Genomic DNA, 13,486 nt, shown 5'->3' with positions numbered 1-13,486 from the left:
CACCGACATCGCATGGAGCCGGTGCGACATTCCGGCTGCACACTGGAGCGCCGCGTGTCCACTAGGACGCGCAGGCACTTTGAGTGTGCGCATAATCCTTCCCGAAAATCGAATCCGATTTTCGGGGTCATGCCCTAAACCAAGTGGTCCGCCTTGCCACTCATTGCTGCATTCAATGAAACCTATGCGGCGGAAGAACTGGTAGCCTTATCTTGACAGTCTGCCCCGACTCCCAATGTCCTGCTGACGTCGATGCTAGACGACACCTTGCAGATTGGGAGATTGGACACATGGCGCTCAAACGGATGGACAACGTGGGAATCGTCGTCGATGACCTCGAAGAGACGATTGATTTCTTTCGCGACCTCGGCCTCGAGCTCGAAGGGCGGGCCATGATCGAAGGAGAATGGGCTGGACGTGTCACTGGACTGGGCGATCAGCACGTCGAGATTGCCATGATGCGCACGCCTGATGGCCACAGCCGGCTCGAGCTCTCCCGCTTCCTCAGGCCGCCTGCCGTTGCGGATCACCGCAATGCCCCGGTGAACGCTCTAGGCTACCTCCGCGTCATGTTCGCCCTTGATGACATCGACGAGACGCTTGAGAGGCTCAGCAAGCGCGGCGCGCAGCTCGTCGGCGAAGTCGTGGACTATCAAGACACCTATCGGCTCTGCTACATCCGCGGGCCTGGAGGGCTTCTCATCGGACTCGCCCAAGAGCTTAGCTGAGCTATGCGCGACGCTTCTCGTCGCGTTCATCTTGAATGACCGTGCCGTCGGCGCCATCCCGGGGTTCGGGCGTCGTCGAGATTTGTCGTTGATCGTCCATGGTTGACGTTGCCCCGCGCAGCAGGCGCTTTTCGATCTCCTGCAGGTCGAGAATTGCGCGGTCCATTTGGTCGGCCGGAGTTTCGCGCGAAACCAGACGCCAGCGATTATCCTGCCATATCAGGACCAGCAACCGCCGGCCTGGAACCTCTATCGTCTCATGGATGAACCATGCCCCGACGACCGCAACGCAAAGCGTCACCACGATGAGCGCCGGTTCGGGCATCAAGGCATCAAAGGTCAAACGCGCCAGGAACATGGTGGGGACATGGAAAAGGTAAAGTGAAAAACTGATCTTTCCGAAAAACCGTACTGGTGCAGCTGCCAGGACACGGGTTGTGATGGGAGGCTGTCGAGCGACGAGCCCGACAATGACGGCTGCGGCCACGGCACTTTGCAGGCTCCAAAATTCCGGGGAAAAGCCGGGCAAGATATGCCGGTAAGTGAAAAACACCGCCAGAAGGAAAAGCGTTGAAATGCCTGTGAGGGCAGATGGAATCCAGCTGTTCCAGTAGGAATGCATGATCCCGGCAAGTGCGCCGAAAAGAAAGTAAGGAAGCTTGGAGACGAGCACTATTCCCGGGCCTGGCAATTCAACCAGGCCATCCACGACGACGGCCACCGTGAGGCCGACAATCATGCCGCTATAGCGGCGCGGCTGGGCCAGGCAGAGCCACAGGACGGGAAAGAGCAGATAGAATTGGATCTCGGGTGGTATCGACCAGAAAACACCACTCGAGCCGAGAAGAAAGACATGGCGCACAAAATCCGTGCCGCCAGCGATCGGCTGAACAAAATCCAGATTCTGCATGCTCGACAGCATCGCTACGAGAACGACGGCCACCAGGTAAACCGGATAGATGCGGGCAAAGCGGCTCACAAGAAAATCCAGCACATTTTCTCTCGTGACCGGCCGTGATCCGTAGAGATGAGCCATCAGGAAGCCGCTGAGAGCAAAAAACAAACCGACAGCTTCGTCGCCCATCGTCACGAGATGCGGAGCTGTGATCGGAAAAATAAGGCCAACATGGGCTCCAACGACCAGAAGCGCAGCGACACCGCGCAGGCCATCAAGACTCGGGATGTAATCCGGCCGACTCATGGGTCACTTTTGAATTCGGAGTTCAGGTTCAGTCCTGAAGAATTGGCCATCACGACTTTAAAAGCGGTTAACGCGGCGCCCTGCTGGTGCGCCTCTAGACTGGCCTCGCGCCAGCGTGCATCGTCAGAACGAAAAATTGCTTTGGAAAACGGGACCACTTCTCCATGCCAGCCACCAACCGCATCGCCCTCTCCAGCGACCACGCCGCCATTCAGCTCCGGCAGGCCATTGCCGGTCATATCGCGGCGCAAGGCTGGATAGCGGTCGATATCGGACCGACAACGCCGGAGAGCACACACTATCCTCAGCACGGTGAAGCGGCGGCGCGGCTCGTCGCCTCCGGCGATTGCCGGTTTGGCATCATTCTATGCGGCACCGGCCAGGGCATCATGATGGCGGCGAACAAGGTAAAGGGCATCCGTTGCGGCGTGTGCGTCGACACTTTCTCGGCCCGCATGATCCGCCAGCACAACGATTCCAACATGCTTTCGATTGGCGTGCGCGTAGTCGGCGAAGGGCTGGCACTCGATATCGTGGATGCGTTCCTGACCGCTCGTTTCGAGGGCGGCCGGCATGCGACGCGGGTGGGGATGATTGAGGCGCTGGAGGGGTAGCGCCTTCCTTTCTTTGGGTCGCCGCCCCGAATCCGCAAGCTGACGGATGACCGCATTGCTGTCGTTCGTTCCAGAAGATGCCGGTCGGCTATCCACCAAGCCTTGTCGTTTCCCGACGGCTCGATTATGCCGAACTGCCGCATGGCCGAAAGCCCGCGTAAAGCCGCCGAACTCGGCCATGCGGCATAATCCGACTTGCGGCATAGTGGCCGCGTTCATGCGGAGACTGAATCACTGATGACGACGGCGGATTATATCGCTCTGGCTTTCTTTGCCTTTGTCTGGATGGGCTATTCCTGGCTGCTGCATGGCCGTACCTTCTTCGGGCGCACCAGCCTGACCCATGCGATGACCGAACGGCGCCGGGAATGGATCTACAATTCGCTGCGCCGCGACCTGAAGATGATCGACACGCAGATCATGGCCGGCCTGCAGAACGGCACCGCCTTCTTTGCTTCGACCTCGATCTTCGCGATCGGCAGCTGCTTTGCTTTGCTCGGCGCGACGGAGAAGGTCGACGCCGTCTTCGCCGACCTGCCCTTCGTCTTCCATGGCGGCCATGCCGTCTTCGAGATGAAGGTCGGCGGCCTGGCAGCGCTTTTCGGCTATGCCTTCTTCAAATTCGGCTGGTCCTACCGGCTGTTCAACTACTGCACCATCCTCTTCGGCTCGATCCCGATGATGCGCGACACCGAGCGCGACGTCATCGCCGCCGAGCGGGCCGCCGAACGCGTCATCCGCATGAACGTCATTGCCGGCAGCAATTTCAACGAGGGCCTCAGGGCGATCTTCCTGTCGATCGGCTATCTCGGCTGGTTCATCAACCCCTATGTCTTCATGCTGACGACGGCGATCGTCATCTTCGTGCTGACACGCCGGCAATTTTTCTCGCAGGCGCGACTGGCGATCATGGATACCGGCCCGCCATCAAATCTCCACCTTTCTGCTATTCGCCGCGATAGGCCGTCGAGCGACGGAAATGATTTGTCCGAGGGACTTTGATGACATTGCCGGCAAGGGAAGCCGATGCGGCGGCAAAACCGCCGCGCATCGGTCTATTGGATACGGCGCGCGGCGTCGCGCTGATCTCCATGGCGAGCTACCATTTCAGCTGGGACATGGAGTTCATGGGCTATCTCGCGCCAGGCACGGCCGAGACCGGCTGGCTGAAGATCTATGCCCGAGCGATCGCCACGACCTTTCTCTTCATCGTCGGCATCAGCCTGGTGCTGTCGAGCAAGCCCGAGATTCGCTGGCCCTCCTTCTGGAAGCGCTTCGGCATGATCGCCGCGGCAGCCGCGGTGATCTCGATCGCCACGCGCATCGCGATGCCGAACGAATGGATCTATTTCGGCATCCTGCATTGTATCGCGGTGCTCACGCTCATCGGCGTCGTTTTCTTGAGACTGCCGCTCGCCTTCACGCTCATCGCCACGCTCGCGCTCTTTGCCGCCTGGATCACCGATAATTTCGGGCCACCCGGCCTGCTTCGCTCATCCTTCTTCGATCCGCGCTATCTCGCCTGGATCGGCCTTGCCGTGGCGCCGGAACGGTCCAACGACTATGTGCCGCTGTTTCCCTGGGCAACGCCCTTCTTCGCCGGATTGAGTATTGCCTCGATCGCCCTCAGAACCAGGCTGCTGCACCGGCTTACCGCCGTCGGCACCGGCTCCTGGTGGCCGGCAAGGCTCGGCCGCCACAGCCTTGCCTTCTATCTGATCCATCAGCCGATATTGATCGCCATCGCCTATGGGATTTCGCTCGTCGTCCCGCCGCAGGCGCCGGATCCGGTCGCAACTTACCTAAGGCAATGCAACGCCTCTTGCGTCATGCAGCAAGGCGAAGCGCTCTGCCACAGCTTCTGCCAATGCACGCTGGGGAAATTGCAGGCGCAAGCCCTGTTCACGCCGCTGCAGGAGGGCGCGATCGATATACAGAACGACGAGCGGGTCCAGACGATCGCTGCCGAATGCAGCGCCGAGGCTGAATGAGTTCACCGACAATACGGCGCGTGATCAGGTGGTGACGCCGATTTCAGCGAGGCGGCCGAGGCAGGTCTCTTCGATAGCGTCGAGTTCCGCCAGCGTGTCGTCGATATCCTTGCGCTTCTGGCGCAGGTCGTCGCGCTTCTCGTCGACGCGCTTCATCAGGAGCTTCAACTGGCCGAGTTCGCCCGGCGGTTCTTTGTAAACCTGGATGATCTCGCGGATCTCCGCGATGGTGAAGCCGATGCGCCGGCCGCGCAGGATTTCGCCGATCAGCCGCCGGTCGGCTTGCCGGAACAGACGCGTGCGCCCGCGCCGCTCCGGATGGATCAGTCCCTCGTCCTCGTAGAAGCGGAGCGTGCGCGTCGAGACCCCGAATTCGCGCGTCAGTTCCGTTATGCTATAATATTTGTTCACCGGCATGTGTTCCCCGTCGTCGGACAGACGATAATATTGACTTTTACGTAATAGTCAATTTTTGGGCGGTTCAGATGCCGAACCACCATGTGGCGATACCAAGAAAGGCGAAGAAGCCGGTACAGTCCGTCACCGTCGTGACGAAGACGGAAGAGGCGATCGCCGGGTCGGCCCCCATCTTGTCGAGCAGCAGCGGCAGCAGGATGCCGGCAAGGGCCGCCGCTATCAGATTAATCATCATCGCCGCCGCAATCACCCCACCGAGCTGGTAGTCGTGGAACCAGGTCCCGGCGATCGCGCCCATGATCGTCGCGAAGACGACGCCGTTGAGGATGCCGACGCCCGCCTCCCTGCGGATGATGCGGCCGGCATTGTAGATGTCGAGGTCGCGGGTGGCGAGCGCGCGCACCGTCACCGTCATCGTCTGCGTGCCGGCATTGCCGCCCATCGAGGCGACGATCGGCATCAGCACGGCAAGCGCGATCATCTTCTCGATCGAGCCGTCGAACAGCCCGATGACGCTGGCCGACAGCATCGCCGTGCCGAGGTTGATCAAAAGCCACAGGAAGCGCGAACGCACCGTCGAGAGCACATTGTCGGACAGCTCTTCGTCGCCGACGCCGCCGAGGCGCTTGATGTCCTCGTCCGCCTCCTCGTGGATGACGTCGACGACGTCATCGATGGTCAGCACGCCGACCAGCCGGCCGTTTTCGTCGACGACGGCGGCCGAGAGAAGGTCGTACTGCTCGAAGAGCTGGGCCGCCTCCTCCTGGTCCATCTCGGCCGGAACCGGATGGTTGGTCTCACGCATGATCTGCTCGATCTTCGTCTGCCGCTTGGTGCGCAGGATCTGGTCCAGATCGACGGCGCCGAGCAGCTTGAAGGTCGGATCGATGACGAAGATCTGCGAGAAGGAATAGGGCAGATCCTCCTCGTCGCGCATGTAGTCGATCGTCTGACCGACCGTCCAGAACGGCGGCACGGCGACGAATTCCGTCTGCATGCGGCGCCCGGCCGAGCTTTCGGGATAGTCGAGCGCCCGGCGCAGCCGCACCCGCTCGGTAAACGGCAGCTGGGCGAGGATCTCTTCCCGGTCTTCCTTGTCGAGGTCTTCGAGAATGTAGACGGCATCGTCCGAATCGAGCTCACCGATCGCGGCGGCGATCTGCGCGTTCGGCATCTGGTCGACGATTTCGCGGCGGATCGCCTCGTCGACCTCGGTCAGCGCCGTCATATCGAAATCGTCGCCGAGCAGGCGCACCAGCGCCAGGCGCTGATCCGGCTGGATCGATTCCAGCAGGTCGCCTATTTCCGATTCATGCAGGCGGGCAACGTTCTGGCGCAGGAACAGCGTGTCGCGGTCGGCGATCGCAGCACCGACGAGCGCCAGGAAATCGCCGCGGACATTGCCGTCCTCGTCGTAGATATCGGCTTCCTCGTCATCGGGACGCCTGCGAATGCGGTCTTCCCCATCGGTCGTCGTCATCTGCCGCCCTCGCATCTGGTTCGAATTTCAACGACTGCCGCGCCGCATTCGCAAATGTCGGCCGAAAACACATTGTCAACAAGCGGATAAGCGAATCCCGCGCGAGGCTCCCGCAGCCGGAATTCTTGGCCCCTGCTAGCCCAAAGCATCCGTGTCGTAAAGCGGCAAACCGTGCTTCGTGATGACAATGCACGCGGCCGGCGATAGTTTCCTCACCCGTCCAAGCAGAGGAAGCCTGCCCCATGCCCATCCGTCCGATTCTGCGTTATCCGCATCCGGGCCTGAAGACTGTCTGCGCGCCGGTGACGGTCTTCGATTCCTCGCTCACAGCGCTTGCTGAGGACCTGCTGGCGACGATGCGCGCAGCCCCCGGCGTCGGCATCACCGCCGCCCATATCGGCGTCTTCAGCCGTGTCACGGTGCTGGAGCTCGACAAGGCCGACGGCGTGCGCCTTTACGTCAATCCTCATATCACCTTGTTTTCGAAGGAGATGATGAACCATACCGAAGGTAGCGTCTCGATGCCCGGCGCGACAGACGAGATCACCCGCCCGCGGGCGATCCGCTTCCGCTATCAGGATGCCGAGGGCACCGTGCACGAGGACGGTGCCGAAGATTTCCTCGCCATCTGCATCCAGCACGAAGTCGACCAGCTCGACGGCATTTTCTGGCTGCAGCGCCTCTCACGGCTGAAGCGCGACCGTCTGGTGAAGAAATGGGAGAAGGCACAGGGCTGACAATCACGGCTGACAAATCGCCGTCTGCACCGAACCATTCGCCGCTGCCGGCGTTTCCAGCAAAGAAACAAGGAGCGAGTGCAATGGCAAGGATCGGTGACAAGACCCAGTTTTCCCGGGAGAAGCCTGAGCTTTCCCGGGAGGAAGATTATCGCGACCTCGAAGAGCGCAATCTCGACGAAGGCTGGCCCTATGCCGATGGCAGCGGCGCAGACACCGGCGGTCCGGATAATCGTCCTTACGGCGAGACCACGGCCAATTTCGACAGCGATCCCAACAAGGGCTTCCGGATAGATGGCACGGATGAAGACGGCAACGAGAACCGCCTGAAAGATTCGCTGCGCGCAGATACAATCGACCGCGGTGAAAGCGACGACCTCGAAGCGCGGGTGAACGACAATCTCGAAAACATTCCCGAGGTTGATATCGACAGCATCGAGGTTCACGCAGACGGTCACGTCGTCACCCTGAAAGGATCGGTGGAAACGATCGGCATCGCCCGCAAGGTCGAACTCGGCGCGCTTTCGGTCGACGGCGTCCATCATGTCCGCAACAAGTTGCAGCTGACCGGTGTTGACGCGCATATCCCGAACGAGGACTAACGCATTACGCACAGCGCAAATCATCAACGGGAGGGCTGCCGCCTTCCGTTGATGATCGTTCTCAACATTACCAAAAGTTAACAATTTACGATTGTAGCAACAACTGTCTTATTCACGAGACCAATTGCCAATTTCTGTTAGGCGGCTTCTGTCACGAGAACGTCAATTCCGTTGACAACACTGTGATTTCATTCGGACAAATGGTCGCGGCTGCGTCGCCATATTATCACAAAATTGCCTGAATTGGGGCGCGAACTCGTGTGTGCCGAGGGTGAGTTTATGTTGTCGAGTTCAACAGCAGATTGAGGAGATAGACCCATGCGCATCAAATTTGCCCTTGCCGCGTCCCTGTTCGCCGTCAGCCTTGCAGGCGCTGCCTTCGCACAGCCGACCTATTCCAGCGATTACACCAACGACAGCGACGGCTTCGCCCCGAGCCCGATGTCGAAGCCCGCTCCTGTCCACTACAGCAGCCGCAAGGCCCCGGCCTATTCCAGCGACTACACCAACGACAGCGACGGCTTCGCCCCGAGCGCCATGGCGTCTCCTGTCGTCGACAAGACCGCAACGGCCAGCATCAACTCCCTGCCCCCATGCCACAGCATGATTGGCCCCAAGGGCTCCCACACCAAGGGTGCAGACAGCGGCGCCTCCCGCACCGAAGCATGCCGCGCGACGCATTGATCCATAAAAGACCGGGATTCGATAAAAGAAAGGGCCGGAAATCGGCCCTTCTCTTTTCAATCCATCTCTACATGCCCGGCGAGCGGTTCCCTAAAGCGTCAGGTTTCGCCCGTCGTTTCGCCGAAAACCGCTTCGAAGGCGGCGCGCAGCCGGATATCGACATCAGCCATCATCACAGGCAGGCCCAGATCGACGAGGCTGGTCACGCCATAGGCTGATATCCCGCAGGGCACGATGCCGTCGAAATGATCGAGATCGGGGTCGACGTTGAGCGACAGTCCGTGGAAGGTCACCCATTTCCGCAGCCTTATGCCGAGGGCGGCGATCTTGTCCTCGGCCATCGTCCCATCGGCCAGCAACGGCTTTTCCAGCCGGCGCACCCAGACGCCGACGCGATCTTCACGTCGCTCCCCGCGCACATTCATCATGTCCAGCGTGCGGATGACGACATCTTCGAGGGCGGCGACGAAGGCGCGCACGTCCTGACGCCGCCTCTTCAGATCGAGCATGACATAAGCGACGCGCTGGCCGGGTCCATGATAGGTGTATTCACCGCCACGCCCGGTCGCAAAGACCGGAAACCGGTTCGGCTGGACGAGGTCCCTCGCATTGGCGCTGGTGCCGGCGGTATAGAGCGGCGGATGTTCGACGAGCCAGACGAGTTCATCACCGCCATCGGCGATTATCGCCACCTCGCGCTCCATCGTCTCCACCGCCTCCTCATAGGGAACGAGACCGTCGGCGAGGCGCCAGCGTACCGGCCGGGTTCCGAGTTGGGGAAGCATGGAAAATTCGAGATCGGTTCGAAGCATGGCCATTCCTTGCCGCTCTCCCGAAATGCCAGAAAAAAGGGGCGGCAGCACAGCTATATGGACCCGTTTCGGGGCCAATTCAAATGCTGTGAGCGGTTTTCAAAAAAACTGTCATATCGCCCTTGTGCACCCCAGATGCTTTTGCTACATGCTGCCCCGCCGACGCAAATCGGCACCTACCACGATGCGGTCGTGGCGGAATTGGTAGACGCGCAGCGTTGAGGTCGCTGTGGGGCAACCCGTGGAAGTTCGAGTCTTCTCGACCGCACCATTTTCCCTTCAGGGAAACGCTCTCTAAGCGACGATTTCGTTTTCACCTCGAAGCCATTTGCGATTGCTCGGCTTGATTGCCCGGCCTTCTCATGGTTGATGGCGTCATCCTCGCAAGAATCAGCAGCCATGTCAGAGCCCCATCAAAATTCCCTGCAGGGCATGGCCATCATGTCCGGCGCCATGCTCATCCTGCCGATCATGGATGCCATCGCCAAATACATGGCGACCTTCGAAGCGATGTCGCCGGGTCAGGTGACCTTCTACCGATTCTTCTTCCAGATCGCCTGCACCCTGCCGATTCTTTTCGCCCTTTTCGGGCTGAAGGCACTCTCGGCCAATCGGCCCTGGATGAACCTGCTGCGCGGTGCGCTGCATGGTGGTGCGAGCCTGCTGTTCTTCGTCGCCGTCAAATACATGCCGCTTGCCGATGTCTTCGCCATCTATTTCGTCGAGCCTTTCATGCTGGCCGCTCTGTCGGCGCTGTTTCTCGGAGAGAAGGTCGGCTGGCGGCGCTGGGTGGCGATCGTCGTCGGTTTCGGCGGCGCGATGATTGTCATTCAGCCGAGCTACGAAATCTTCGGCCTGAAGGCGCTGCTGCCGGTCGCCTGCGCCTTTCTGTTCTCGCTCTATCTCTTCCTCAACCGCGCCATTGGCGAGGCCGATTCGCCACTGACCATGCAGACGATGGCCGGCATCGGCGGAACAGTGTTCATGGCGGCCGCCCTTTTCCTCGGCAACGGTTCCGGCAATGCCGATTTTGCCGTCTCTCTGCCCTCCTCCAGCCTCGGCCTTGTTCTGCTTCTCGCCCTTGGCTCGATCTCGGGATATGCGCATATGCTCGTCGTCCGGGCTTTTCGCCTCGCGCCGCTGTCGCTGCTTGCGCCGTTCCAGTACTTCGAGATCATCTCGGCGACCGTTCTCGGCTACGCGCTATTCAACGATTTCCCGAGCTTTTCTAAATGGATCGGCATCTTCATCATCGTTGCTTCTGGCCTCTTCATCATCTGGCGAGAGCGGCTGCAGGCGCAATCGTTAAAATCTTCCTGACCCGGGGAATATCGGGTTAACTCCTCTTCTTGAGGGATCGTCAATTCGCAGGCGGTAAAACCGTTTCCGGCTTCATGATGAAGCCTGGAGTTAAAACATGAGCGAATTTCGTCTCGCTTTTCCGGCCTGTGTCGTGGCCGGCAAGCATCGGCTGACGGCCGAAGATATAGTACTGCTGCGCAAACATAGTTTTCCCGAGGGTATCCGGACATCCGACGATGTCGTGGCGATGTTGGCGCTCAACAATTCCTGCCCTGAAAAATGTGCCGACTGGAACGCTTTCTTCGTGGAGCAGCTCGCCGGTTTCATTGTCCGTTACACCTATCCGCAGGGCTCGCTGGATGAAATCAACGTCGCTTGGATCATGCGCATGTTCACGACCGATGGTGTCGTCAACTCGGCGCTCGAGCTCGAGCTCATTCTCCACGTCATGGAGATTTCGGCCGATGTCCCAGTCGAGTTGAGAGCGCTCGCCCTCGATCAGCTCCGCCTGGCGATCACCGACAATATCGGTGGCTACAAGCTGTCGCGCGCCATCGATCGCAGGGGCATCACCCGTCAGGACATCGACTATGCGATGCGCATCTTCAGAAGCGTCGCCGAAGGCGGCACCATCCCGGTCTCGTCTGTCGAATACGGCGTTCTCCAGCAGATCGAGCAGGCAACGCTGCGCGGCGCCAATCATCCGCACTGGGCGGGGATCATGGCTGCCGTCGAGCTGCGCGACTATGCCGAGCCGCGGCGCAGCCGCTGGCTGCGCATCGTCGACGAGGAACCTGTCGCAGAAGCTGCCGTCGCCTGACGCTCCGCAAGCCTGATTGTGCGTTCCGGTGTTTTGTGCGTAAAACTCCGGGATGCATTTCTGGGTGGAGTCTCGATGTTCAAGAAAATCCTGATCGCGAATCGCGGCGAAATCGCCTGCCGCGTGATCAAGACTGCGCGCCGCATGGGCATTTTGACCGTCGCGGTCTATTCGGATGCGGATCGGGACGCGCTGCATGTCGAGATGGCCGACGAGGCTGTGCATATCGGCCCGGCCGCGGCATCGGAGAGTTATCTGGTTGCGGAAAAGATCATTGCCGCCTGCAAGGCAACCGGCGCCGAGGCAGTGCATCCCGGCTACGGCTTCCTGTCCGAACGCGCCTCCTTCTGCGCTGAACTGGAAAAACAGGGCATCATCTTCATCGGCCCGAAGCCGAAAGCCATCATGGCGATGGGCGACAAGATCGAATCGAAGAAATTCGCCAATGCAGCCGGTGTATCCACCGTGCCCGGCCACCTCGGCATCATCGAGGATGCCGCCCATGCGGAAGTGATATCGGGCGGGATCGGTTATCCCGTCATGATCAAGGCCTCGGCCGGCGGCGGCGGCAAGGGCATGCGCATTGCCTGGAACGAGGCGGAAGTGCGCGACGGCTTCGAGCGTGCCCGCTCGGAGGCGAAAAGCTCGTTCGGCGACGACCGCGTCTTCATCGAGAAGTTCGTCGTCGAGCCACGCCATATCGAGATCCAGGTCCTCGCCGATGCGCATGGCAACGCCGTCTATCTCGGCGAGCGCGAATGCTCGATCCAGCGGCGGAACCAGAAGGTGGCGGAAGAGGCGCCCTCGCCCTTCCTCGATGAAGCGACCCGCAAGGCGATGGGCGAACAATCGGTGGCGCTGGCGAGAGCCGTCGATTACCAGAGCGCCGGCACCGTCGAATTCATCGTCGACCGGGACCGCAATTTCTATTTCCTCGAAATGAACACCCGCCTGCAGGTCGAGCATCCCGTGACCGAACTCGTCACCGGCATCGACCTCGTCGAGCAGATGATCCGTGTCGCAGCCGGAGAGCCCCTTCCCTTTTCCCAGGAGGATATCAGGCTTGACGGCTGGGCGGTCGAGAGCCGGCTCTATGCCGAGGATCCCTATCGCAACTTCCTGCCCTCGATCGGCCGCCTGACGCGCTACCGGCCGCCTTCGGAAGGCAGGGCCGGCAATGTGGTCGTCCGCAACGATACCGGCGTCTTCGAAGGTGCGGAGATCTCGATGTATTACGATCCGATGATCGCCAAGCTCTGCACCTGGGCGCCGACGCGGCTGGAAGCGATCGAGGCCATGGGTCAGGCGCTCGACGGCTTCGTCGTCGATGGCATCGAGCACAATGTTCCTTTCCTGTCGGCGCTGATGAAACATCCGCGCTGGCGCGAGGGCCGGCTTTCCACAGGCTTCATCGCCGAGGAATATCCCGATGGCTTTGCGCCGATGAAACCGGACCGGGCGGAAGAGGCCGTGCTTGCCGGCATCGCGCTTTCCGCCTCGCTGATCGAGACGAACCGCCGCGAACGTTTCGCCGATCGTCTGCGCGCCGCAGCGGGCGCGTTGCGCGAGGATTGGGTGGTCAAGATCGGCGACAACCACGTCGCGGCAAGATTGCTCGACGGCCTCGTCACCATCCCCTTCGACATGGATATCGCAATCGATGGGGCGATAGAGGGCGAGAGCCAGAATATTGTCACCGATTGGAGACCGGGCGACCCAGTCTGGAGCGGCAAGGTCGGCGGTCGCGACGTCACCGCGCAGATCCGCCCTGTTCTGAACGGTTTGCGTATCGACTGGCAGGGGCTTTCAGTGACGACCAAGGTCTTTTCGCCGCGTCATGCCGAGCTCGACAGGCTGATGCCGGTGAAGCTGCCGCCCGATACTTCCAAGCTCCTGCTCTGCCCGATGCCCGGCCTCGTCGTCGCCATCGCGGTGGCCGAGGGCCAGGAGGTCAAGGCCGGCGAGACGCTTGCGATCGTCGAAGCGATGAAGATGGAAAACGTGCTGCGCGCCGACCGCGATCTCGTCGTCTCGAAGATCAATGCCGCGGCCGGCGAAAGCCTGGCCGTCGATGCCGTGATCATGGAATTTGCCTGAG

At 60.6% G+C, this 13,486-nt stretch carries 14 protein-coding genes and 1 tRNA gene; 11 read left to right on the top strand and 4 right to left on the bottom strand.

The window, feature by feature from the left end:
* The first annotated feature begins 290 nt into the window (after window positions 1-290).
* On the top strand, window positions 291-728 hold the full coding sequence (locus FFM53_RS00865) for a VOC family protein (RefSeq protein ID WP_105006097.1): 438 nt from the start codon (window positions 291-293) through the stop codon (window positions 726-728).
* Between the two features lies 1 nt (window position 729).
* Here FFM53_RS00865 and FFM53_RS00860 read toward each other — a convergent pair whose 3' ends face one another.
* The gene (locus FFM53_RS00860; RefSeq protein WP_138389127.1) at window positions 730-1,929 is read right to left on the bottom strand and encodes an acyltransferase family protein; all 1,200 of its coding nucleotides are present in this window, start codon (window positions 1,927-1,929) and stop codon (window positions 730-732) included.
* A gap of 164 nt (window positions 1,930-2,093) precedes the next feature.
* Between FFM53_RS00860 and rpiB the strand changes: the two genes are divergently transcribed.
* From rpiB to FFM53_RS00845, 3 genes are all read left to right on the top strand, one after another.
* Entirely contained in the window at window positions 2,094-2,543 is a 450-nt protein-coding gene (rpiB, locus tag FFM53_RS00855) for a ribose 5-phosphate isomerase B (RefSeq protein WP_138389126.1), read from the top strand.
* A gap of 237 nt (window positions 2,544-2,780) precedes the next feature.
* Complete coding sequence (locus FFM53_RS00850) at window positions 2,781-3,545, top strand: DUF599 domain-containing protein (protein WP_028741294.1); 765 nt, start codon at window positions 2,781-2,783, stop codon at window positions 3,543-3,545.
* Window positions 3,545-4,534 (top strand): heparan-alpha-glucosaminide N-acetyltransferase, encoded by a 990-nt coding sequence (locus FFM53_RS00845; protein ID WP_138389125.1) that lies wholly within the window; start codon window positions 3,545-3,547, stop codon window positions 4,532-4,534. The genes FFM53_RS00850 and FFM53_RS00845 overlap by 1 nt, the downstream gene beginning before the upstream one ends.
* 24 nt (window positions 4,535-4,558) lie before the next feature.
* On the opposite strand, the gene FFM53_RS00840 is transcribed toward FFM53_RS00845, so the two are convergent.
* Together FFM53_RS00840 and mgtE are read right to left on the bottom strand one after the other, a co-directional pair.
* Window positions 4,559-4,951: a MerR family transcriptional regulator gene (locus FFM53_RS00840; protein WP_011652104.1), complete on the bottom strand. Its 393-nt coding sequence runs from the start codon at window positions 4,949-4,951 to the stop codon at window positions 4,559-4,561.
* Between the two features lie 64 nt (window positions 4,952-5,015).
* A complete protein-coding gene (gene mgtE / locus FFM53_RS00835) occupies window positions 5,016-6,431 on the bottom strand; it encodes a magnesium transporter (RefSeq protein WP_138329365.1) in 1,416 nt (471 codons plus the stop codon).
* A gap of 242 nt (window positions 6,432-6,673) precedes the next feature.
* Between mgtE and FFM53_RS00830 the strand changes: the two genes are divergently transcribed.
* From FFM53_RS00830 to FFM53_RS00820, 3 genes are all read left to right on the top strand, one after another.
* A complete protein-coding gene (locus FFM53_RS00830) occupies window positions 6,674-7,168 on the top strand; it encodes a peptide deformylase (protein ID WP_138389124.1) in 495 nt (164 codons plus the stop codon).
* Window positions 7,169-7,251: 83 nt separating this feature from the next.
* Complete coding sequence (locus FFM53_RS00825) at window positions 7,252-7,770, top strand: BON domain-containing protein (RefSeq protein ID WP_138329363.1); 519 nt, start codon at window positions 7,252-7,254, stop codon at window positions 7,768-7,770.
* A gap of 318 nt (window positions 7,771-8,088) precedes the next feature.
* Window positions 8,089-8,454: a hypothetical protein gene (locus FFM53_RS00820; RefSeq protein ID WP_138329362.1), complete on the top strand. Its 366-nt coding sequence runs from the start codon at window positions 8,089-8,091 to the stop codon at window positions 8,452-8,454.
* 98 nt (window positions 8,455-8,552) lie between these two features.
* On the opposite strand, the gene lipB is transcribed toward FFM53_RS00820, so the two are convergent.
* Entirely contained in the window at window positions 8,553-9,272 is a 720-nt protein-coding gene (gene lipB, locus FFM53_RS00815) for a lipoyl(octanoyl) transferase LipB (RefSeq protein WP_138389123.1), read from the bottom strand.
* A gap of 180 nt (window positions 9,273-9,452) precedes the next feature.
* Here lipB and FFM53_RS00810 point away from each other — a divergent pair.
* The 4 genes from FFM53_RS00810 to FFM53_RS00795 all read left to right on the top strand — a co-directional run bounded on the left by FFM53_RS00810 (window position 9,453) and on the right by FFM53_RS00795 (window position 13,485).
* A tRNA-Leu gene (locus FFM53_RS00810) sits at window positions 9,453-9,537 on the top strand.
* Window positions 9,538-9,635: 98 nt separating this feature from the next.
* Entirely contained in the window at window positions 9,636-10,586 is a 951-nt protein-coding gene (locus tag FFM53_RS00805) for a DMT family transporter (protein WP_173883522.1), read from the top strand.
* Between the two features lie 97 nt (window positions 10,587-10,683).
* Window positions 10,684-11,388: a hypothetical protein gene (locus tag FFM53_RS00800; protein WP_138389121.1), complete on the top strand. Its 705-nt coding sequence runs from the start codon at window positions 10,684-10,686 to the stop codon at window positions 11,386-11,388.
* Between the two features lie 75 nt (window positions 11,389-11,463).
* A complete protein-coding gene (locus FFM53_RS00795) occupies window positions 11,464-13,485 on the top strand; it encodes an acetyl-CoA carboxylase biotin carboxylase subunit (RefSeq protein WP_138389120.1) in 2,022 nt (673 codons plus the stop codon).
* Window position 13,486 lies beyond the last annotated feature (1 nt).

Origin of the sequence: Rhizobium indicum, from assembly GCF_005862305.2 — a bacterium.
GTDB classification, from domain to species: domain Bacteria; phylum Pseudomonadota; class Alphaproteobacteria; order Rhizobiales; family Rhizobiaceae; genus Rhizobium; species Rhizobium indicum.
The sequence above is the reverse complement of the archived record's forward strand: the minus strand, read 5'-3'. Positions and strand labels throughout refer to the sequence as shown.

Excerpts from the sequence above, each read along its gene's own strand:
- FFM53_RS00860 (WP_138389127.1), bottom strand. The coding sequence starts at position 1,929 with ATGAGTCGGCCGGATTACATCCCGAGTCTTGATGGCCTGCGCGGTGTC.
- lipB (WP_138389123.1), bottom strand. The coding sequence starts at position 9,272 with ATGGCCATGCTTCGAACCGATCTCGAATTTTCCATGCTTCCCCAACTC.
- mgtE (WP_138329365.1), bottom strand. The coding sequence starts at position 6,431 with ATGACGACGACCGATGGGGAAGACCGCATTCGCAGGCGTCCCGATGAC.
- FFM53_RS00825 (WP_138329363.1), top strand. The coding sequence starts at position 7,252 with ATGGCAAGGATCGGTGACAAGACCCAGTTTTCCCGGGAGAAGCCTGAG.
- FFM53_RS00840 (WP_011652104.1), bottom strand. The coding sequence starts at position 4,951 with ATGCCGGTGAACAAATATTATAGCATAACGGAACTGACGCGCGAATTC.
- FFM53_RS00795 (WP_138389120.1), top strand. The coding sequence starts at position 11,464 with ATGTTCAAGAAAATCCTGATCGCGAATCGCGGCGAAATCGCCTGCCGC.
- FFM53_RS00865 (WP_105006097.1), top strand. The coding sequence starts at position 291 with ATGGCGCTCAAACGGATGGACAACGTGGGAATCGTCGTCGATGACCTC.
- rpiB (WP_138389126.1), top strand. The coding sequence starts at position 2,094 with ATGCCAGCCACCAACCGCATCGCCCTCTCCAGCGACCACGCCGCCATT.
- FFM53_RS00820 (WP_138329362.1), top strand. The coding sequence starts at position 8,089 with ATGCGCATCAAATTTGCCCTTGCCGCGTCCCTGTTCGCCGTCAGCCTT.
- FFM53_RS00805 (WP_173883522.1), top strand. The coding sequence starts at position 9,636 with ATGGCGTCATCCTCGCAAGAATCAGCAGCCATGTCAGAGCCCCATCAA.
- FFM53_RS00850 (WP_028741294.1), top strand. The coding sequence starts at position 2,781 with ATGACGACGGCGGATTATATCGCTCTGGCTTTCTTTGCCTTTGTCTGG.
- FFM53_RS00830 (WP_138389124.1), top strand. The coding sequence starts at position 6,674 with ATGCCCATCCGTCCGATTCTGCGTTATCCGCATCCGGGCCTGAAGACT.
- FFM53_RS00845 (WP_138389125.1), top strand. The coding sequence starts at position 3,545 with ATGACATTGCCGGCAAGGGAAGCCGATGCGGCGGCAAAACCGCCGCGC.
- FFM53_RS00800 (WP_138389121.1), top strand. The coding sequence starts at position 10,684 with ATGAGCGAATTTCGTCTCGCTTTTCCGGCCTGTGTCGTGGCCGGCAAG.